Raw genomic sequence first — 15,207 nt, forward strand, 5'->3', positions numbered from 1 at the left:
ACCCTGTGGGAGAGTAGGACACCGCCGGACAAACATTACGAAGAGCCGCCCACCACGTGGGCGGCTCTTCGACTTTAACAACCACGAACACCCGACCGGCAACGGCGGGCGCTCGGTGGCACCGATGAGGGCCCGCTCGAACACGGGCGCCGGCCGCTCGTCCTGGGTGATCAGGTCCGCGGGGAGAGACCCGCAGTACGGTTGAGTCTGACGAGACTCCCAATGACAGGAACAGCGTGAGCGATTCGAGGCAGGACTCGGCCGACCAGAACCGACCCGATCGGGCCAAGCAGGGCGACAGCGCCCGCGGTGCAGCGCGGAAGACGACGAGGTCTTCGAGCGCAGGGGCATCGAGCGGCGATCGGGGGCAGAAGCGCCAGTACGAACAGCGCGACGATCGGAAGTCGCACGGCGACCGTGACCAGAAGCGTTCGTACGGTTCGCGTGACGACCGCAAGCCCTACGGCGACAAGAAGCAGTATGGCGACAAGAAGCCGTATGGCGACCGTGACGGGCAGCGTTCGTACGGTTCGCGTGACGACCGCAAGCCCTACGGCGACAGGAAGCCCTATGGTGACCGCGGTGACCGCAAGCCCTACGGCGAGAAGAAGCCCTATGGGGATCGGAAGCCCTCTGGCGACCGTGACGGGCAGCGCTCGTACGGTTCGCGTGACGACCGCAAGCCCTACGGCGACAGGAAGCCCTATGGTGACCGCGGTGACCGCAAGCCCTACGGCGAGAAGAAGCCTTATGGGGATCGGAAGCCCTCTGGCGACCGTGACGGGCAGCGCTCGTACGGTTCGCGTGACGACCGCAAGCCCTACGGCGAGAAGAAGTCCTATGGGGATCGTGACGGGCAGCGCTCGTACGGTTCGCGTGACGACCGCAAGCCCTATGGCGACCGCGGCGGACGTGATGATCGGAAGCCGTACGGCGACCGCCGGGATGCCCCGCGCTCGGGCGGACGTCGCGACGATGAGGCGCCCCGCGAGCGGCACGGCGCGGCCGATCTCGCGGTGCGCGCACGCCACGACGACCCCTTCGTTCCCGAGCGCATCGACGCGCGCGATCTCGACAAGGGCGCCCGCGCCGAGCTGAAGACGCTCAGCAAGGAGAACGCCGACTGGGTCGCCCGGCATCTCGTCGCGGCATCCGAGCTGCTCGAGACCGACCCCGAACTGGCGCACCGTCACGCGACCTCCGCGGCCCGTCGTGCCGGCCGCATCGCGGTCGTGCGCGAGACGCTCGCCATCACCGCGTACGCGACGGGCGACTTCGCCCTGGCGCTCCGCGAGCTCCGCACGTACCGGCGTATCTCGGGCAGCAACGACCAGCTGCCGCTGATGGTCGACAGCGAACGCGGCGTCGGGCGCCCCGACCGGGCGCTCGAGGTCGGTCGTGCCGTCGATCGCAGCGAGCTGCCGGCCGCGGTGCAGGTCGGTCTGGCCATCGCGATGTCCGGTGCGCGTCTCGACCTCGAGCAGCCCGAGCTCGCGCTCTCCGAGCTCGAGATCCCGCAGCTCGACCCCGACCGCGCGTTCTCGTACAGCCCCGCCCTCTTCTCGGCGTACGCCGAAGTGCTGGAGGAGCTCGGCCGGGGCGCCGAGGCCGCCGACTGGCGTGCCCGCGCCGCCCGTGCCGAAGCCGCACTCGGCGGTCCGGCCGAGGCCGAGCTCGTCGAGATCTTCGAGCTCGAGGACGACGAGTCGGAGTCCGCGGTCGCGGACGAGCCGTCGAGCGAGCGCATGGACACGGCGATCCCCGAGGGTGAGGCCGCGGCGGAGGAGTTCGAGGAGACGCCCGAGGCGCCCGAGCTCGCGGAGCTCGAGGATCCGGGCGCGGTGCTCGAGGACGACGTGGCCGCGGTGCTCGCCGAGGGCGAGGCGCTCGAAGCCGAGGCGAAGTCGGACGGGGGCGACGCCGATGGCGCTGTTCCGGGCGAAGACTGAGCCGGTGACCCCGCTCGACGGCGTCGACGCGGTGTTCGCCGACCTCGACGGCGTCGTCTACGCGGGCGCCGGGGCGATCCCGCACGCCGTCGAGAGCCTCAATCGCGTCAAGCACGACCGCGCACTCGGGTACATCACGAACAACGCCTCCCGCAGCGACGCCTCCGTCGCCGGGCACCTCGCCGAGCTCGGCCTCGACGTCGTGCCCGAAGAGGTCGTGACGTCGCCGCAGGCCGCGATGCAGCTGCTCGGCGGCCAGGTCGACCCCGGTGCGCTCGTGATGGTCGTCGGCGGCGAGGGCATCGAGGTCGAACTGCGCAAGCGCGGATACCGTGTGACCCGGTCGGCCGACGACGCGCCCGACGCGGTCGTGCAGGGCTTCACGCCCGAGATCGGCTGGAAGGAGCTGGCGGAGGCGGCGTTCGCGCTCAACGCGCACGGCGGTCCGGATGCCGCGACGCCGGGAATCCCGTGGATCGCCACCAACATGGACTGGACGATCCCCGTCGCCCGTGGCATCGCCCCGGGCAACGGCACCCTGGTGTCGGCGGTGCACACCGCGGTCGGACGCTTCCCGCTCGTCGCCGGCAAGCCCGAGACCCCGATCTTCGAAGAGGCGCGTCGGCGCTTCGAGGCCGCGACGCCGCTCGTGGTCGGCGACCGGCTCGACACCGACATCCTCGGGGCGAACCGTGCCGGCATGGCCAGCGCCATCGTGCTGACCGGCATCGACCGGGCGAAGCAGTTGCTCGCCGCCGACGCGAAGAGCCGTCCCGACTTCATCCTCGCCGACCTCCGCGGACTGCACGAGCCGTACCCGGCGGTCGAGCAGCGTCGGGGCGGTGCGATCCGCGTTCGCGACGCGAAGGTCCTGGTCGACCGCAATCGCGTCGAGATCCTGTCGGAGGGCGGCGACGCGCTCGACCTGCTGCGGGCCGCCTGCGCGGCGATCTGGGGCTCCGGGATCGCGATCCACGCACTCGACGTGCCGACGCGCCTCTACGCATGATGATCGCCCCGGTGTGGGCGGCCCGGGGTACCGTGGACTCGTGAGCACTGACGACGACACCGACTTCGGCGCCGACGAGCCGGCCGTCGCCCTCGGCGAAGAGGCGCGGGCGGCGCTGTCCGAGATCGACGACCTGCCGCTCGCCGAGCGGGCGCCCGCGTTCGACGCGCTCGCCGCGCGACTGCGCGAGGAGCTCGAGCAGTCCGACCCGTCGCGGGTCGCACCCCGGTGATGACCGAACAACGACTCGACGCCGCACTCGCGAGCCGTGGCCTCGCCCGATCGCGCACGCACGCCGCGACGCTCATCGCCGGCGGGCTCGTCACGGTCGACGGCAGGCCGATCGTGAAGCCCTCGGCGAAGGTCTCGCCCGAGGCCGCGCTCGAGGTCGCGGCATCCGACCACTACGTGAGCCGAGCAGCGCACAAGCTCATCGCCGCGCTCGACGAGTTCGGGGTCGAGCCCGGCGGGCGGGTGGCACTCGACGCCGGTGCGTCGACCGGCGGGTTCAGCCAGGTGCTGCTCGAACGCGGTGCGCGCGCAGTGCTCGCGGTCGACGTCGGGCACGGTCAGCTCGCCGCCGAGCTCGCCGACATCGACGCACTCGTCCTCGTCGAGGGGTGCAACGTGCGCCACTTGACCGCCGAGTCGCTCGCGGCGGCCACGGGCGTCGTCGAGCGCCCCTCGCTGGTCACCGCCGACCTCTCGTTCATCTCGCTCACGACCGTGCTGCCCGCGCTCCGCGAGACGGCGGCGCCCGACGCCGACTTCGTGCTGCTCGTGAAGCCGCAGTTCGAGGTCGGCCGCGGGGGAGTGCGCGAGGGAATCGTGCACGACGCCGCGCTCCGCTCCGAGGCCGTGATGAACGTGCTGTGGGCGGCGCACGACCTCGGACTGCGCACGGCGGGCGTCTCCTCCTCCCCAATCGCCGGGTCGCACGGCAATCGCGAGTTCCTCGTGCATCTCAGCGCTGCGGCCGGGTCCGATCCGTCAGAATGGTCGGGTCGGGTCGACGAGCTGACAGGAGGAGCGCACGGGTGAACGACGCACGGCATTTCCTCGTGGTCTCGCACACCGGCCGACGGGCTGCGCTCGAAGCGACGGGCGAGGTGTGCACCCAGCTGCTCGACGCCGGCGCGATCCCGGTGATCGCCGCCGAGCACTGGGACGACGTGCACAGCTTCGTCCCTGCGCTCAACGGCGGCGTGGTCCGCTTCGAGGACATCGACCCCGGACTCATCGAACTCGTCATCGTCCTCGGGGGCGACGGCACCATCCTGCGGGCGGCAGAGCTGATCCGCGACTCGCCCGTCCCGCTGCTCGGGGTCAACCTCGGCCACGTCGGCTTCCTGGCCGAGAGCGAACGCGACGATCTCGGCTACACGGTCTCCCGCGCGCTGGCGCGCGACTACACGGTCGAAGAGCGCATGACCCTCTCGGTGCGCGCCAAGGTGGGCGACGACGTCGTGTACGAGAGCTGGGCGCTCAACGAGGCGACGGTCGAGAAGGCCGAGCGCGAGCGCATGCTCGAGGTGGTCATCGAGGTCGATCGTCGACCGCTCTCCTCGTTCGGCTGCGACGGGGTCGTGATGTCGACGCCCACCGGGTCGACCGCGTACTCGTTCTCGGCGGGCGGCCCGGTCGTGTGGCCGAGCCTCGAGGCGCTGCTGCTCGTTCCGCTCAGCGCGCACGCGCTCTTCGCGCGTCCGCTCGTCGTCGGGGCCGACTCCTCCCTGGCCGTCGAGATCCTGCAGCGCACCGAGACCTCGGCGGTCATCTGGTGCGATGGGCGACGCACCTTCGACCTGCCGCCGGGGGCCAGAGTGATCGTCCGCAAGTCCGACGTGCCGGTGCGGCTGGCGCGCCTCCACGAGGCGCCCTTCACCGATCGGCTCGTCAACAAGTTCCAACTGCCCGTGACGGGCTGGAGGGGGCCCGCAGGCCGTGAGTGAGGATTCGATGAGCGAGGGTGCCCGATGATCGAAGAACTGGGCATCCGCGACCTCGGCGTGATCGCCGAGGCGACGCTGCCGCTCGGCGCGGGCTTCACCGCGGTCACGGGCGAGACGGGTGCGGGCAAGACGATGGTCGTGACCGCGCTCGGCCTGCTGCTCGGTGCTCGGTCCGATGCCGGCGCGGTGCGCTCCGGCGCGAAGCAGGCCTGGGTCGAGGGCCGCTGGCTCGTCGCCGACGAGGGCGCCATCGCCGAGCGCGTCGCCGACACCGGGGGCGAGATCGAGGCCGGCGAACTGCTCCTCGGCCGCTCGGTGTCGTCCGAGGGGCGCAGCCGCGCGGTGGTCGGCGGTCGCAGTGCCCCCGTCGGCGTGCTGGCCGAGCTCGGCGACGAGCTCGTCGTGGTGCACGGCCAGGCGGACCAGCAGCGGCTGCGTTCTGCCGTCGCGCAGCGCGAGGCGCTCGACCGCTTCGCGGGCCCGAGCCTCGCGGCGACGCTCGACCAGTACCGCGCGGTGTTCGAGTCGTGGCGTGCCGATGCCGCCGAGCTCGCTCGGCTCCGAGACGATCACGAGGCGCGGGCTCGCGAGGCCGAGGCGCTGCGCGCCGACCTCGACGAGATCGAGTCCGCCGATCCCCAGCCGGGCGAAGACGCCGAACTCTCCGAGCGCGCCGATCGGCTCTCGAACCTCGAGGAGCTCCGGCTCGAGGCCGCGCAGGCGCGCGGGCTGCTCTCCGCCGACGAGGTCGTCGACGACGCCCCCGACGCGGTGACGCTCGTCGAGGCGGCCAGGCGCCACCTCGACCGGGTCGTCGCCCATGACGCCGCGCTCGCACCGATCGCCGAGATCCTCGCGAACGCCGGCTTCCTGCTCGCCGATGCGTCCGCCGAGCTCGCGGGGTATCTCGCCGGGCTCGACGCCGACGGGGCTCGCGAGCTCGAGGTCGTGCAGGAGCGACGGGCCCTGCTCGGCGCGCTCATCCGCCGGCACGGCGGCGAACTCGACGAGGTCCTGGCGTTCCGCCGCGACGGCGGGCTTCGGCTCGTCGAGCTCGACGGCGACGACGACCGCATCGCCGTGCTCGAGGCTGCGGTCGAAGCCTCGGCAGCCGAGGTCGATCGGCTCGCGGGTCTGATCACCGAACAGCGCACCGAGGCCGCGGCGCGACTCGCCGAGGCGGTCACGAGCGAGCTCGCCGCCCTCGCCATGCCCGATGCCGTGCTCACGGTGAGCGTGGAGCCGGGTGCCGAGCCGTCGGCGCACGGGCGCGACCAGGTCGCGATCCTGCTGAGCCCGCATCCCGGCGCCGAGCCGCGATCGGTCTCGCGCGGCGCATCCGGCGGCGAGCTCTCGCGGGTCATGCTCGCGATCGAGGTCGTCATCGCCGGCACCGATCCGGTGCCGACCTTCGTCTTCGACGAGGTCGACGCGGGTGTCGGCGGTGCGGCGGCGATCGAGATCGGTCGGCGACTCGCCCGGCTCGCCGAGCGCTCCCAGGTCATCGTCGTCACGCACCTCGCGCAGGTCGCCGCCTTCGCGTCGAACCACTTGAGCGTCGTGAAGGGCACCGACGGCGCGGTGACCGCGTCGAGCGTCAAGCAGCTCGTCGGAGCAGAACGAGAGGCCGAGATGGCGCGCCTGCTCTCGGGTCTGGCCGATTCCGAGAGCGGGCTCGCGCACGCGCGCGAACTGCTCGAGATCGCCTCGGAGCGCGCGGCCTGAGCGGGCCGCCGTGGAGCGGGAACGACGGAGCCGGAGCGGCTTCGAACGAACGAAGGGGGAACGCGTGGGGCAGTCGGGGTCGACGGGTCAGGAACGTGGGTTAGAATATAAGCCCGTGGTGGATGAACGCGGAACAGCGCAGAGCGCAGACAACAACGACACGACCAAGCACATCTTCGTGACCGGTGGTGTCGTTTCTTCATTGGGCAAGGGACTCACCGCCGCGAGCCTGGGCAATCTGCTGACGGCCCGGGGGCTCCGAGTGGTCATGCAGAAGCTCGACCCGTATCTCAACGTCGATCCCGGAACGATGAACCCGTTCCAGCACGGCGAGGTCTTCGTGACCGACGACGGCGCCGAGACCGACCTCGACATCGGGCACTACGAGCGATTCCTCGACATCGATCTGAGCCAGGCGGCGAACGTCACCACCGGTCAGATCTACTCGACGGTCATCGCGAAGGAGCGCCGCGGCGAGTACCTCGGCGACACGGTCCAGGTGATCCCGCACATCACCGACGAGATCAAGCGGCGCATGCGCCTGCAGGCGACCGAGACCCCGAAGCCCGACGTGATCATCACCGAGATCGGCGGCACGGTCGGCGACATCGAGTCGCAGCCGTTCATCGAGTCGGCCCGCCAGGTGCGTCACGAGCTCGGGCGCAAGAACGTGTTCTTCGTGCACGTCTCGCTGGTGCCCTTCATGGGCGCCTCGGGCGAGCAGAAGACGAAGCCGACGCAGCACTCGGTCGCCGCGCTCCGTTCGATCGGCATCCAGCCCGATGCGCTCGTGCTGCGCAGCGACCGTCCGGTCACCGAGGCGAACAAGCGCAAGATCGCGCTCATGTGCGACGTCGACGAGGGCGCAGTCGTGAACGCGGTCGACGTGCCGTCGATCTACGAGATCCCGACGATGCTGCACGAGCAGGGCCTCGACGCCTACATCATCGACGCCCTCGGCCTCGACGAGAAGTCGAACGCGGTCGACTGGTCGGGGTGGAGCGATCTCCTGCGAGTCGTGCACGACCCGAAGCACGAGGTCACGATCGGCCTCGTCGGCAAGTACATCGACCTGCCCGACGCGTACCTTTCGGTCACCGAGGCGCTGCGCGCCGGCGGCTTCGCGAACGACGCGAAGGTCAAGATCGAATGGATCCCGTCCGACGAGTGCAAGACGCCCGAAGGGGCGCAGAAGCACCTCGCCCACCTCGACGGCATCTGCGTGCCGGGAGGCTTCGGCGTGCGCGGCATCGAGGGCAAGCTCGGCGCGCTCCACTTCGCGCGCGAGAACGGCCTGCCGGTGCTCGGCCTCTGCCTCGGCCTCCAGTGCATGGTCATCGAGTACTCGCGCAACATGGCCGGACTGCCCGGCGCCTCGTCGAGCGAGTTCGACCCCGACACCCAGTTCCCCGTCATCGCGACGATGGAGGAGCAGGTCGAGATCATCGCCGGCGGCGACCTCGGCGGCACCATGCGCCTCGGGCTCTACCCGGCGACCCTCGGGGAGGGCACCATCGCCGCCGAGCTCTACGGCTCGACCGACGTCAGCGAGCGCCACCGTCACCGCTACGAGGTGAACAACGCGTACCGCGACCGCATCGCCGAGGCCGGGCTCGTGTTCTCGGGCCTCTCGCCCGACCGCAACCTCGTCGAGTTCGTCGAGCTGCCGCGCGACGTGCACCCCTTCTACGTGGGCACCCAGGCGCACCCCGAGCTGCGCAGCCGTCCGAACGACGCGCACCCGCTCTTCCGCGGCCTCGTGGGCGCCGCCATCGAGCGCCAGCAGGCGAGCCGGCTGTTCGACGTCAACAATGGCTGATTCCCCTGACACGGTCGTCGGCGAGCAGGGCGAGCTGCTGGCCGACGACCGCGTCGCCCTCCCGATCGTCTCGAGCGAGCGGGTGTTCGAAGGCCGGGTGTGGAACATCCGGCGCGAGAGCTTCGAGCTCGCCGGCGAGGAGATCGTCCGGGAGTTCATGGACCACACCGGCGCCGTCGGCGTGCTCGCCATCGACGAGCGCGATCGGGTGCTGCTGATCAAGCAGTACCGCCATCCCATCCGCATGCGCGACTGGGAGATCCCCGCCGGACTGCTCGACGTCGAGGGGGAGTCCCCGCTCGTCGGCGCGCAGCGCGAGCTGGCCGAAGAGGCCGACCTCGTGGCATCCGAGTGGGCGGTGCTCGCCGACTTCGCCCCGTCGCCCGGCGGCAGCGACGAGGTGATCCGCGTGTACCTCGCCCGCGGCCTGCAGGCCGCGCCCGAGGTGTTCGCACGCGAGGCCGAGGAGGCCGAGCTGGAGGTGCGCTGGGTGCCGCTCGACGACTGCGTCGATGCCGTGCTCGCCCGGCGCATCCACAACGGTCCCCTCTCGATCGCCGTGCTCGCGGCCCACGCGGCACGTGCCCGCGGATGGCGGGGGCTCGGCGAACCCGAGGCGCCGTGGCCGAGCCGCACCGCCCCGGTGCGGGGCGCGACGGGGTCATGACGACGGCCGCGCTCGTCGACGGGTACCTGCGGCACCTGACCGTCGAGCGCGGACTCGCGCGGAACACGACCGCCTCGTACCGCCGCGACCTCGCGATCTACGCCGACTGGCTCGAGGCCCGCGGCGCAGAGCCGGCCCGGGTGAGCGAGGGAGACCTCGCCGACTTCGTCCGCTTCCTCGGCGCCGAGCGCGAGCCCGTGCTCGCGACGTCGTCGATCGCCCGGGTGCTCTCGGCGGTTCGCGGACTCCACCGTTTCCTCGCCGAGGAGGGCGAGGTGTCGGCCGACGTGTCGAAGGAGCTCCGGCCGCCGAAGCTGCCGACGCGGCTGCCGAAGGCGATCCCCGTCGAGGACGTCGAGGCGCTGATCGCCGCCGCCGGCGGGGAGGAGCCCGCCGAGCTGCGCGACCAGGCGCTCCTCGAGCTGCTCTACGCGACGGGCGCCCGCGTCTCGGAGGCGGTGTCGCTGAACGTCGACGACCTCATCGACGACGAGGTCGTACGACTGTTCGGCAAGGGCGGCAAGCAGCGCGTCGTCCCGCTCGGCAGCTACGCCCGGCGCGCGGTCGACGCGTACCTCGTGCGCGCGAGGCCGCTCTTCTCCGCGCGCGGGCAGGCGACGCCGGCGCTCTTCCTCGGCGTCCGAGGCCGTCGCATGTCGAGGCAGGCGGCGTGGGACGCGATCACCGCGGCCGCCGAGAAGGCCGGCCTCGAGGCATCCGTCTCGCCGCACACGCTGCGCCACTCGTTCGCGACCCACCTCCTCGAGGGGGGCGCCGACGTCCGCGTCGTGCAGGAGCTCCTGGGGCACTCCTCGGTCGCGACGACGCAGATCTACACGCTCGTCACAGCCGATACACTCCGGGAGATGTACACGGCAGCACACCCGCGTGCTCGCTAGAATCGACCAAGCCCGAATCGACCAGGCACCGCGCCGCCCCAGGAGAGAAGACGACACGTGACGCAGCACCAGCAGGACTCGGCGGTCGGAACCACCTCGCCCGGGCCCGAGCTCGGTCCGACCGGTCGACCTCATCGCGAGTTCCCCGATCCTGCGCCGCTCGCCTCGCACGGCCCCGCGCGCATCGTGGCGCTCTGCAACCAGAAGGGCGGCGTCGGCAAGACCACGACCACGATCAACCTCGGCGCGACGCTCGCCGAGTACGGTCGCCGCGTGCTCGCCATCGACTTCGACCCCCAGGGTGCGCTCTCGGCCGGCCTCGGCGTGCAGACGCACGACGTGCCGACGATCTACGACCTCCTGCTCTCGCGCCAGTTCGAGCCGAAGGACGCGATCCAGCGCACGAGCGTCGACGGGCTCGACGTCATCCCCGCGAACATCGACCTCTCGGCGGCCGAGGTGCACCTCGTCACCGAGGTCGCCCGCGAGCAGATCCTGGCGAGCGTGCTCCGCCGCGTCTCGGCCGACTACGACGTCATCCTCATCGACTGCCAGCCCTCGCTCGGCCTGCTCACCGTCAACGCGCTGACGGCGAGCCACGGGGTCATCATCCCGCTCGAGTGCGAGTTCTTCGCGCTGCGCGGCGTGGCGCTGCTCATCGAGACCATCGACAAGGTGCGCGATCGCCTCAACCCCGCGATCGAGCTCGACGGCATCCTCGCCACGATGTACGACGCACGCACGCTGCACTCGCGCGAGGTGCTCGAGCGCGTCGTCGACGCGTTCGGCGACAAGGTGCTCGAGACGGTGATCACACGCACGGTGAAGTTCCCCGACGCGACGGTCGCCGCGACGCCCATCACCGAGTTCGCTCCCGAGCACCAGGCGTCGAAGGCGTACCGGCAGCTCGCCAGGGAGCTGGTGTTCCGTGGCGCGGTCGCCTGAGGCGTCGGCCTCAGCGCACGAGCCGGTGACGGATGCCCCGGAGGGCGGCTCGGAGCCTGGGTTCCGCGTCGCGCTCACCAACTTCGAGGGTCCGTTCGACCTGTTGCTCTCGCTCATCGCGAAGCACGAGCTCGACATCACCGAGGTGTCGCTGTCGAAGGTCACCGACGAGTTCATCTCGTACCTGAAGGGGCTCGACTCCGAGGAGGAGCTCGATCGCGCGAGCGAGTTCCTCGTGGTCGCGGCGACGCTGCTCGACCTCAAGGTCGCGGGGCTCCTGCCGCAGGGAGAGCTCGTGGACGCCGAGGACGTCGCGCTGCTCGAGGCGCGCGACCTGCTCTTCGCCCGCCTGCTGCAGTACCGCGCCTTCAAGGAGGCCGCCCGCTGGTTCAGCGGAAACCTCGAGGCCGAGTCGTCGCGGCACGCCCGCACGGTGCGCCTCGAGGAGCAGTTCCGCCAGCGCGCGCCCGAGCTCGTGTGGTCGCTCTCCGCCGAGGACTTCGCGGCGCTCGCGACGCTCGCCCTGACGCCGCGCGAGATCCCCGTCGTGGGACTCGACCACCTGCACGCGCCGCTCGTGTCGATCCGCGAGCAGGCCGCGCACGTCGTCGCCATCCTGCGCCGGGGCGAGCCGGTGACCTTCCGACAGCTGATCGCCGGAGTCGGGCGGCCGGGCGTCGTGGTCGCCCGCTTCCTCGCGGTGCTCGAACTGTACCGGCACGCCGCGATCGGCTTCGACCAGCTCGAACCGCTCGGCGAGCTGACCCTGCACTGGGCCGCCGAGAGCTGGTCCGACGCGAACCTCGAGAGCCTGGGGGCCGACTATGACGAATGACGCCGACACCGTGGAGGCGTTCGAGCCGCTCGACGAGACCGTCGACGGCGTCGAGGCCGGCCACCCGGCCGATGCCGTGGCGGACGCCGGCGGCACCGACGACGGGGAGCGGCAGCCGGGCGCCGACGACGACGCCGGCGGCCCCGAGCTCTCGGTCGCGACTCCGCTCGACGTGCCGGGCCAGCCCCGCCTCGACCTCGACCGGGCGATCGAGGCGATCCTCTTCATCGCCGACGAGCCCCAGAGCGTCGTGCACCTCGCGGCGGCGGTCGCCCGCCCGGTCGCCGAGGTGCGGGCGTCGATCGCCCGCCTGCGCGCCGACTACGACGGGGAGGCCGTCTCGGGGGAGCCGCGCACCGATGTTCCCGCCGACGAGGGTGCGGCACGCAGCATCCGTCGCGGGTTCGAGCTTCGCGAGGTGGGCGGCGGCTGGCGCTTCTACGTGCGCGCCGACTACGACGCCCTGGTCACTTCGTTCGTCGTGACGCAGTCGTCGACGAGGCTCTCGCAGGCCGCCCTCGAGACGCTGTCGGTGATCGCGTACAAGCAGCCGATCTCGCGTTCGCAGGTCGCGTCGATCCGCGCGGTGAACGTCGACTCCGTCGTCCGCACGCTGCTCGGCCGCGGGCTCGTCACCGAGGTGTCGAGCGACCCCGAGACCGGCGCCATCCTCTACGGGACCACCGAGCTGCTGCTCACGAACCTCGGCATCAACTCGCTCGACGAACTGCCGCCGATCTCGCCGTTGCTCGACGACGGCCAGGAGGGATTCGACCTTGACCGATGAACGAGGCGCCGTGAACGACGGCGCGGATGCCACGCGGCAGCGCCTGCAGAAGGTGCTCGCCGCAGCCGGCGTGGCCTCCCGCCGCGTCGTCGAGGAGTACATCGTGCAGGGCCGCATCGAGGTCAACGGCGAGGTCGTCACCGAGCTCGGCACGCGCGTCGACCCCGCGACGGACCTCGTCTCGGTCGACGGGGTCGCCGTGCAGCTCGACACGGCGAAGCGCTACTACATGCTGAACAAGCCGACCGGGGTGGTCTCGTCGATGCGCGACGAGCAGGGCCGGCCCGACCTGCGGCGCTTCACCGACGAGCTCGACGAGCGCGTCTACAACGTCGGGCGGCTCGACGCCGAGACGAGCGGGCTGCTCGTACTGACCAATGACGGCGAGCTCGCGCACGTGCTCGCGCACCCGTCGTTCGGCGTCGAGAAGACCTACATCGCCAAGGTGCGCGGGCGGGTGACGCCGCAGACCCTCCAGCAGTTGAAGAACGGCATCGTGCTCGACGACGGCCCGATCAAGGCCGACCGGGCCCGTCTGCTGCAGGCGCAGGGCGATTCGCGGCACTCGATGGTCGAGCTCACGCTGCACTCGGGCAAGAACCGCATCGTGCGCCGCATGCTGCAGGCCGTCGGGCACCCCGTCGTCGAACTCGTCCGCCGTCAGTTCGGCCCGCTGCACCTCGGTACACTGAGGGCCGGCCAGCTGCGCGAGCTGACCAAGACCGAGCGAGGCCAGCTGCTCACCATCGCCCGCGATGCGAAGGCCCCCCGCGGCGAGTCACGAGCCGACGAGGAGAACTGAGATGGTCGAGTCACGACTCACCGGTCCCGTGCGCGTCGTCGGCGCGGGCCTGCTCGGCACGAGCGTCGCGCTCGGGCTCCGGGCGCGCGGCATCGACGTGATCCTCGCCGACGCCTCGCCGACGCACGTGGCGCTCGCCGTCGACCTGGGCGCCGGTCGCCCGGCCGAGCCGGGCGACGCACCCCAGCTCGTCGTCGTGGCCGTGCCGCCCGACGTGACCGCGCGGGTCGTCGCCGACGAGCTCGCCGCCTTCCCCGACGCGATCGTGACGGACGTCGCGAGCGTGAAGGCCGGGATCCTCGCAGAGCTCGAGGCCGCCGGCGCCGACGTCGGCCGCTACATCGGCTCGCACCCGCTCGCCGGGCGCGAGCGCGGCGGCCCGTTGGCCGCGCGCGCCGACCTCTTCGTCGGCCGGCCGTGGGTGGTCGCCGCGCACGACGCGATCAGCTACCAGCGGGCGGGCGCCATCGACGACCTCATCCTCGACCTCGGCGCCACCCTCGTCGAAATGACCCCCGACGAGCACGACCGCGGCGTGGCGCTGATCTCGCACGTGCCCCAGGTCGTGTCGAGCGTGATGGCGCGCCGGTTCATCGACGCCCCGAACGCCGCGCTCGGCCTCGCCGGCCAGGGCGTGCGGGACGTCACCCGGATCGCGGCGAGCGACCCCGACCTCTGGGTGCAGATCCTCGGCGCGAACGCGGCGCCCGTGCGCGACATCCTCGTCGCCGTGCGCGACGATCTCGACCGCTTCATCGACGCGCTCGGCGACCCCGTCGCGCCGGGTGCCCGGCGCCGCGTCGCGGAGGAGCTCACGGGCGGCAACACCGGCGTCGCCCGGCTCCCCGGCAAGCACGGCACCGACAAGCGCTTCACGACGGTGATCGTGATGGTCGACGACCGGCCCGGACAACTCGCCCGGCTGCTCGCCGAGATCGGCGAGATCGGCGTCAACCTCGAAGACCTCCGGCTCGAGCACTCGCCCGGCCGCCAGGTCGGCCTCGCCGAGGTGCAGGTGGTGCCCGAAGCCGCCGAACGACTGACCAACGAGCTGGCCGAACGCGGCTGGCGCATCGCCGGCTGAGTCGGCACAGACGCACAACACCCTGGAGGCAATCCGTGCAGTTCCCCTTCGTCGTGGCCGTCGACGGCCCAGCAGGCAGCGGCAAGTCGAGCGTGTCGAAGGCCGTCGCCCGGCGCCTCGGCTACGGGTTCCTCGACACGGGCGCCGCCTATCGCGCCCTCGCGTGGCACGCCGAGGCCGCGGGAGTCGACCCCGAGGACGCGGCCTCCGTCGTCTCGTGCCTCGCGAGCTTCGACTACCGCATCGGCACCGATCCCTCGGGATATCGGGTGCACGTCGGCGCGACCGACGTCACCGACGCCATCCGCGACCCGCAGATCTCGTCCGTCGTGAGCCTCGTGGCCCGCGTGCCCGAGGTGCGCACCCACCTCATCGAGCTGTTCCGCTCGATCATCGCCGCTGAGGCCCGCCCCGGAATCGTCGTCGAGGGTCGCGACATCACGACGGTCGTCGCTCCCGACGCACCGGTCCGCCTCCTGCTCACCGCCTCCGAAGAGGTGCGGATGTCGCGGCGGGCCGCTGAGCTGACCGGCCACGACGCAGGCAAGACCGGCGAGCAGCTGCGCGCACGCGATCGCGCCGACTCGAAGGTCGTGGACTTCACGAACGCCGCCGAGGGCGTCACCGTGGTGGACTCGACCGAGCTCGACTTCGAGCAGACGGTCGACGCGGTGATCGCGGTCGTCGAGGCGGGCGCCGCCGCCTGACCGCGATGCGGCGGCCCCGGGCGGGAG

Annotated in this window: 15 protein-coding genes; all 15 read left to right on the forward strand. The window is 71.7% G+C overall.

The features are described 5' to 3' along the window. Window positions 1-236 precede the first annotated feature (236 nt). The 15 genes from ACFVTH_RS13730 (at window position 237) to cmk (ending at window position 15,180) form a co-directional block, all read left to right on the forward strand. Window positions 237-1,949 (forward strand): primosomal protein, encoded by a 1,713-nt coding sequence (locus ACFVTH_RS13730; protein WP_387091897.1) that lies wholly within the window; start codon window positions 237-239, stop codon window positions 1,947-1,949. After that, entirely contained in the window at window positions 1,924-2,958 is a 1,035-nt protein-coding gene (locus tag ACFVTH_RS13735) for an HAD-IIA family hydrolase (RefSeq protein ID WP_387091900.1), read from the forward strand. Before ACFVTH_RS13730 ends, ACFVTH_RS13735 begins: the two co-directional genes overlap by 26 nt. A 40-nt stretch (window positions 2,959-2,998) precedes the next feature. Then, window positions 2,999-3,190, forward strand: coding sequence for a hypothetical protein (locus ACFVTH_RS13740; protein ID WP_386941549.1), 192 nt, complete (start codon window positions 2,999-3,001; stop codon window positions 3,188-3,190). Beyond that, window positions 3,190-3,999: a TlyA family RNA methyltransferase gene (locus ACFVTH_RS13745; protein WP_387091903.1), complete on the forward strand. Its 810-nt coding sequence runs from the start codon at window positions 3,190-3,192 to the stop codon at window positions 3,997-3,999. The genes ACFVTH_RS13740 and ACFVTH_RS13745 overlap by 1 nt, the downstream gene beginning before the upstream one ends. Continuing rightward, window positions 3,996-4,910, forward strand: coding sequence for an NAD kinase (locus tag ACFVTH_RS13750; RefSeq protein WP_387091906.1), 915 nt, complete (start codon window positions 3,996-3,998; stop codon window positions 4,908-4,910). The genes ACFVTH_RS13745 and ACFVTH_RS13750 overlap by 4 nt, the downstream gene beginning before the upstream one ends. Window positions 4,911-4,934: 24 nt before the next feature. Continuing rightward, window positions 4,935-6,635, forward strand: coding sequence for a DNA repair protein RecN (recN, locus tag ACFVTH_RS13755; protein WP_387091909.1), 1,701 nt, complete (start codon window positions 4,935-4,937; stop codon window positions 6,633-6,635). Window positions 6,636-6,753: 118 nt separating this feature from the next. Continuing rightward, window positions 6,754-8,454, forward strand: a complete 1,701-nt coding sequence (locus tag ACFVTH_RS13760) for a CTP synthase (protein ID WP_387093625.1) — start codon at window positions 6,754-6,756, stop codon at window positions 8,452-8,454. Beyond that, on the forward strand, window positions 8,447-9,121 hold the full coding sequence (locus tag ACFVTH_RS13765; protein ID WP_387091911.1) for an NUDIX domain-containing protein: 675 nt from the start codon (window positions 8,447-8,449) through the stop codon (window positions 9,119-9,121). The genes ACFVTH_RS13760 and ACFVTH_RS13765 overlap by 8 nt, the downstream gene beginning before the upstream one ends. Next, the gene (gene xerD / locus ACFVTH_RS13770; protein WP_387093628.1) at window positions 9,118-10,020 is read left to right on the forward strand and encodes a site-specific tyrosine recombinase XerD; all 903 of its coding nucleotides are present in this window, start codon (window positions 9,118-9,120) and stop codon (window positions 10,018-10,020) included. The genes ACFVTH_RS13765 and xerD overlap by 4 nt, the downstream gene beginning before the upstream one ends. A gap of 57 nt (window positions 10,021-10,077) precedes the next feature. Next, window positions 10,078-10,965: a ParA family protein gene (locus ACFVTH_RS13775; RefSeq protein WP_387091914.1), complete on the forward strand. Its 888-nt coding sequence runs from the start codon at window positions 10,078-10,080 to the stop codon at window positions 10,963-10,965. Continuing rightward, on the forward strand, window positions 10,949-11,800 hold the full coding sequence (locus ACFVTH_RS13780; protein ID WP_387091917.1) for a segregation and condensation protein A: 852 nt from the start codon (window positions 10,949-10,951) through the stop codon (window positions 11,798-11,800). The genes ACFVTH_RS13775 and ACFVTH_RS13780 overlap by 17 nt, the downstream gene beginning before the upstream one ends. Continuing rightward, window positions 11,790-12,587, forward strand: a complete 798-nt coding sequence (gene scpB, locus ACFVTH_RS13785) for an SMC-Scp complex subunit ScpB (RefSeq protein ID WP_387091920.1) — start codon at window positions 11,790-11,792, stop codon at window positions 12,585-12,587. Before ACFVTH_RS13780 ends, scpB begins: the two co-directional genes overlap by 11 nt. A 10-nt stretch (window positions 12,588-12,597) precedes the next feature. Further along, window positions 12,598-13,389, forward strand: coding sequence for a pseudouridine synthase (locus ACFVTH_RS13790; RefSeq protein ID WP_387093631.1), 792 nt, complete (start codon window positions 12,598-12,600; stop codon window positions 13,387-13,389). A gap of 1 nt (window position 13,390) precedes the next feature. Continuing rightward, complete coding sequence (locus tag ACFVTH_RS13795; protein ID WP_387091923.1) at window positions 13,391-14,473, forward strand: prephenate dehydrogenase; 1,083 nt, start codon at window positions 13,391-13,393, stop codon at window positions 14,471-14,473. Between the two features lie 35 nt (window positions 14,474-14,508). Further along, complete coding sequence (gene cmk, locus ACFVTH_RS13800) at window positions 14,509-15,180, forward strand: (d)CMP kinase (RefSeq protein WP_387091926.1); 672 nt, start codon at window positions 14,509-14,511, stop codon at window positions 15,178-15,180. Window positions 15,181-15,207: the final 27 nt, after the last annotated feature.

The sequence above is a fragment of the Agromyces sp. NPDC058104 genome (genome assembly GCF_042884835.1).
Taxonomy (GTDB): Bacteria; Actinomycetota; Actinomycetes; order Actinomycetales; family Microbacteriaceae; genus Agromyces.

Coding starts and splice junctions, on each gene's coding strand:
- ACFVTH_RS13765 (WP_387091911.1), top strand. CDS start 8,447: ATGGCTGATTCCCCTGACACGGTCGTCGGCGAGCAGGGCGAGCTGCTG.
- xerD (WP_387093628.1), top strand. CDS start 9,118: ATGACGACGGCCGCGCTCGTCGACGGGTACCTGCGGCACCTGACCGTC.
- recN (WP_387091909.1), top strand. CDS start 4,935: ATGATCGAAGAACTGGGCATCCGCGACCTCGGCGTGATCGCCGAGGCG.
- ACFVTH_RS13735 (WP_387091900.1), top strand. CDS start 1,924: ATGGCGCTGTTCCGGGCGAAGACTGAGCCGGTGACCCCGCTCGACGGC.
- scpB (WP_387091920.1), top strand. CDS start 11,790: ATGACGAATGACGCCGACACCGTGGAGGCGTTCGAGCCGCTCGACGAG.
- ACFVTH_RS13745 (WP_387091903.1), top strand. CDS start 3,190: ATGACCGAACAACGACTCGACGCCGCACTCGCGAGCCGTGGCCTCGCC.
- ACFVTH_RS13795 (WP_387091923.1), top strand. CDS start 13,391: ATGGTCGAGTCACGACTCACCGGTCCCGTGCGCGTCGTCGGCGCGGGC.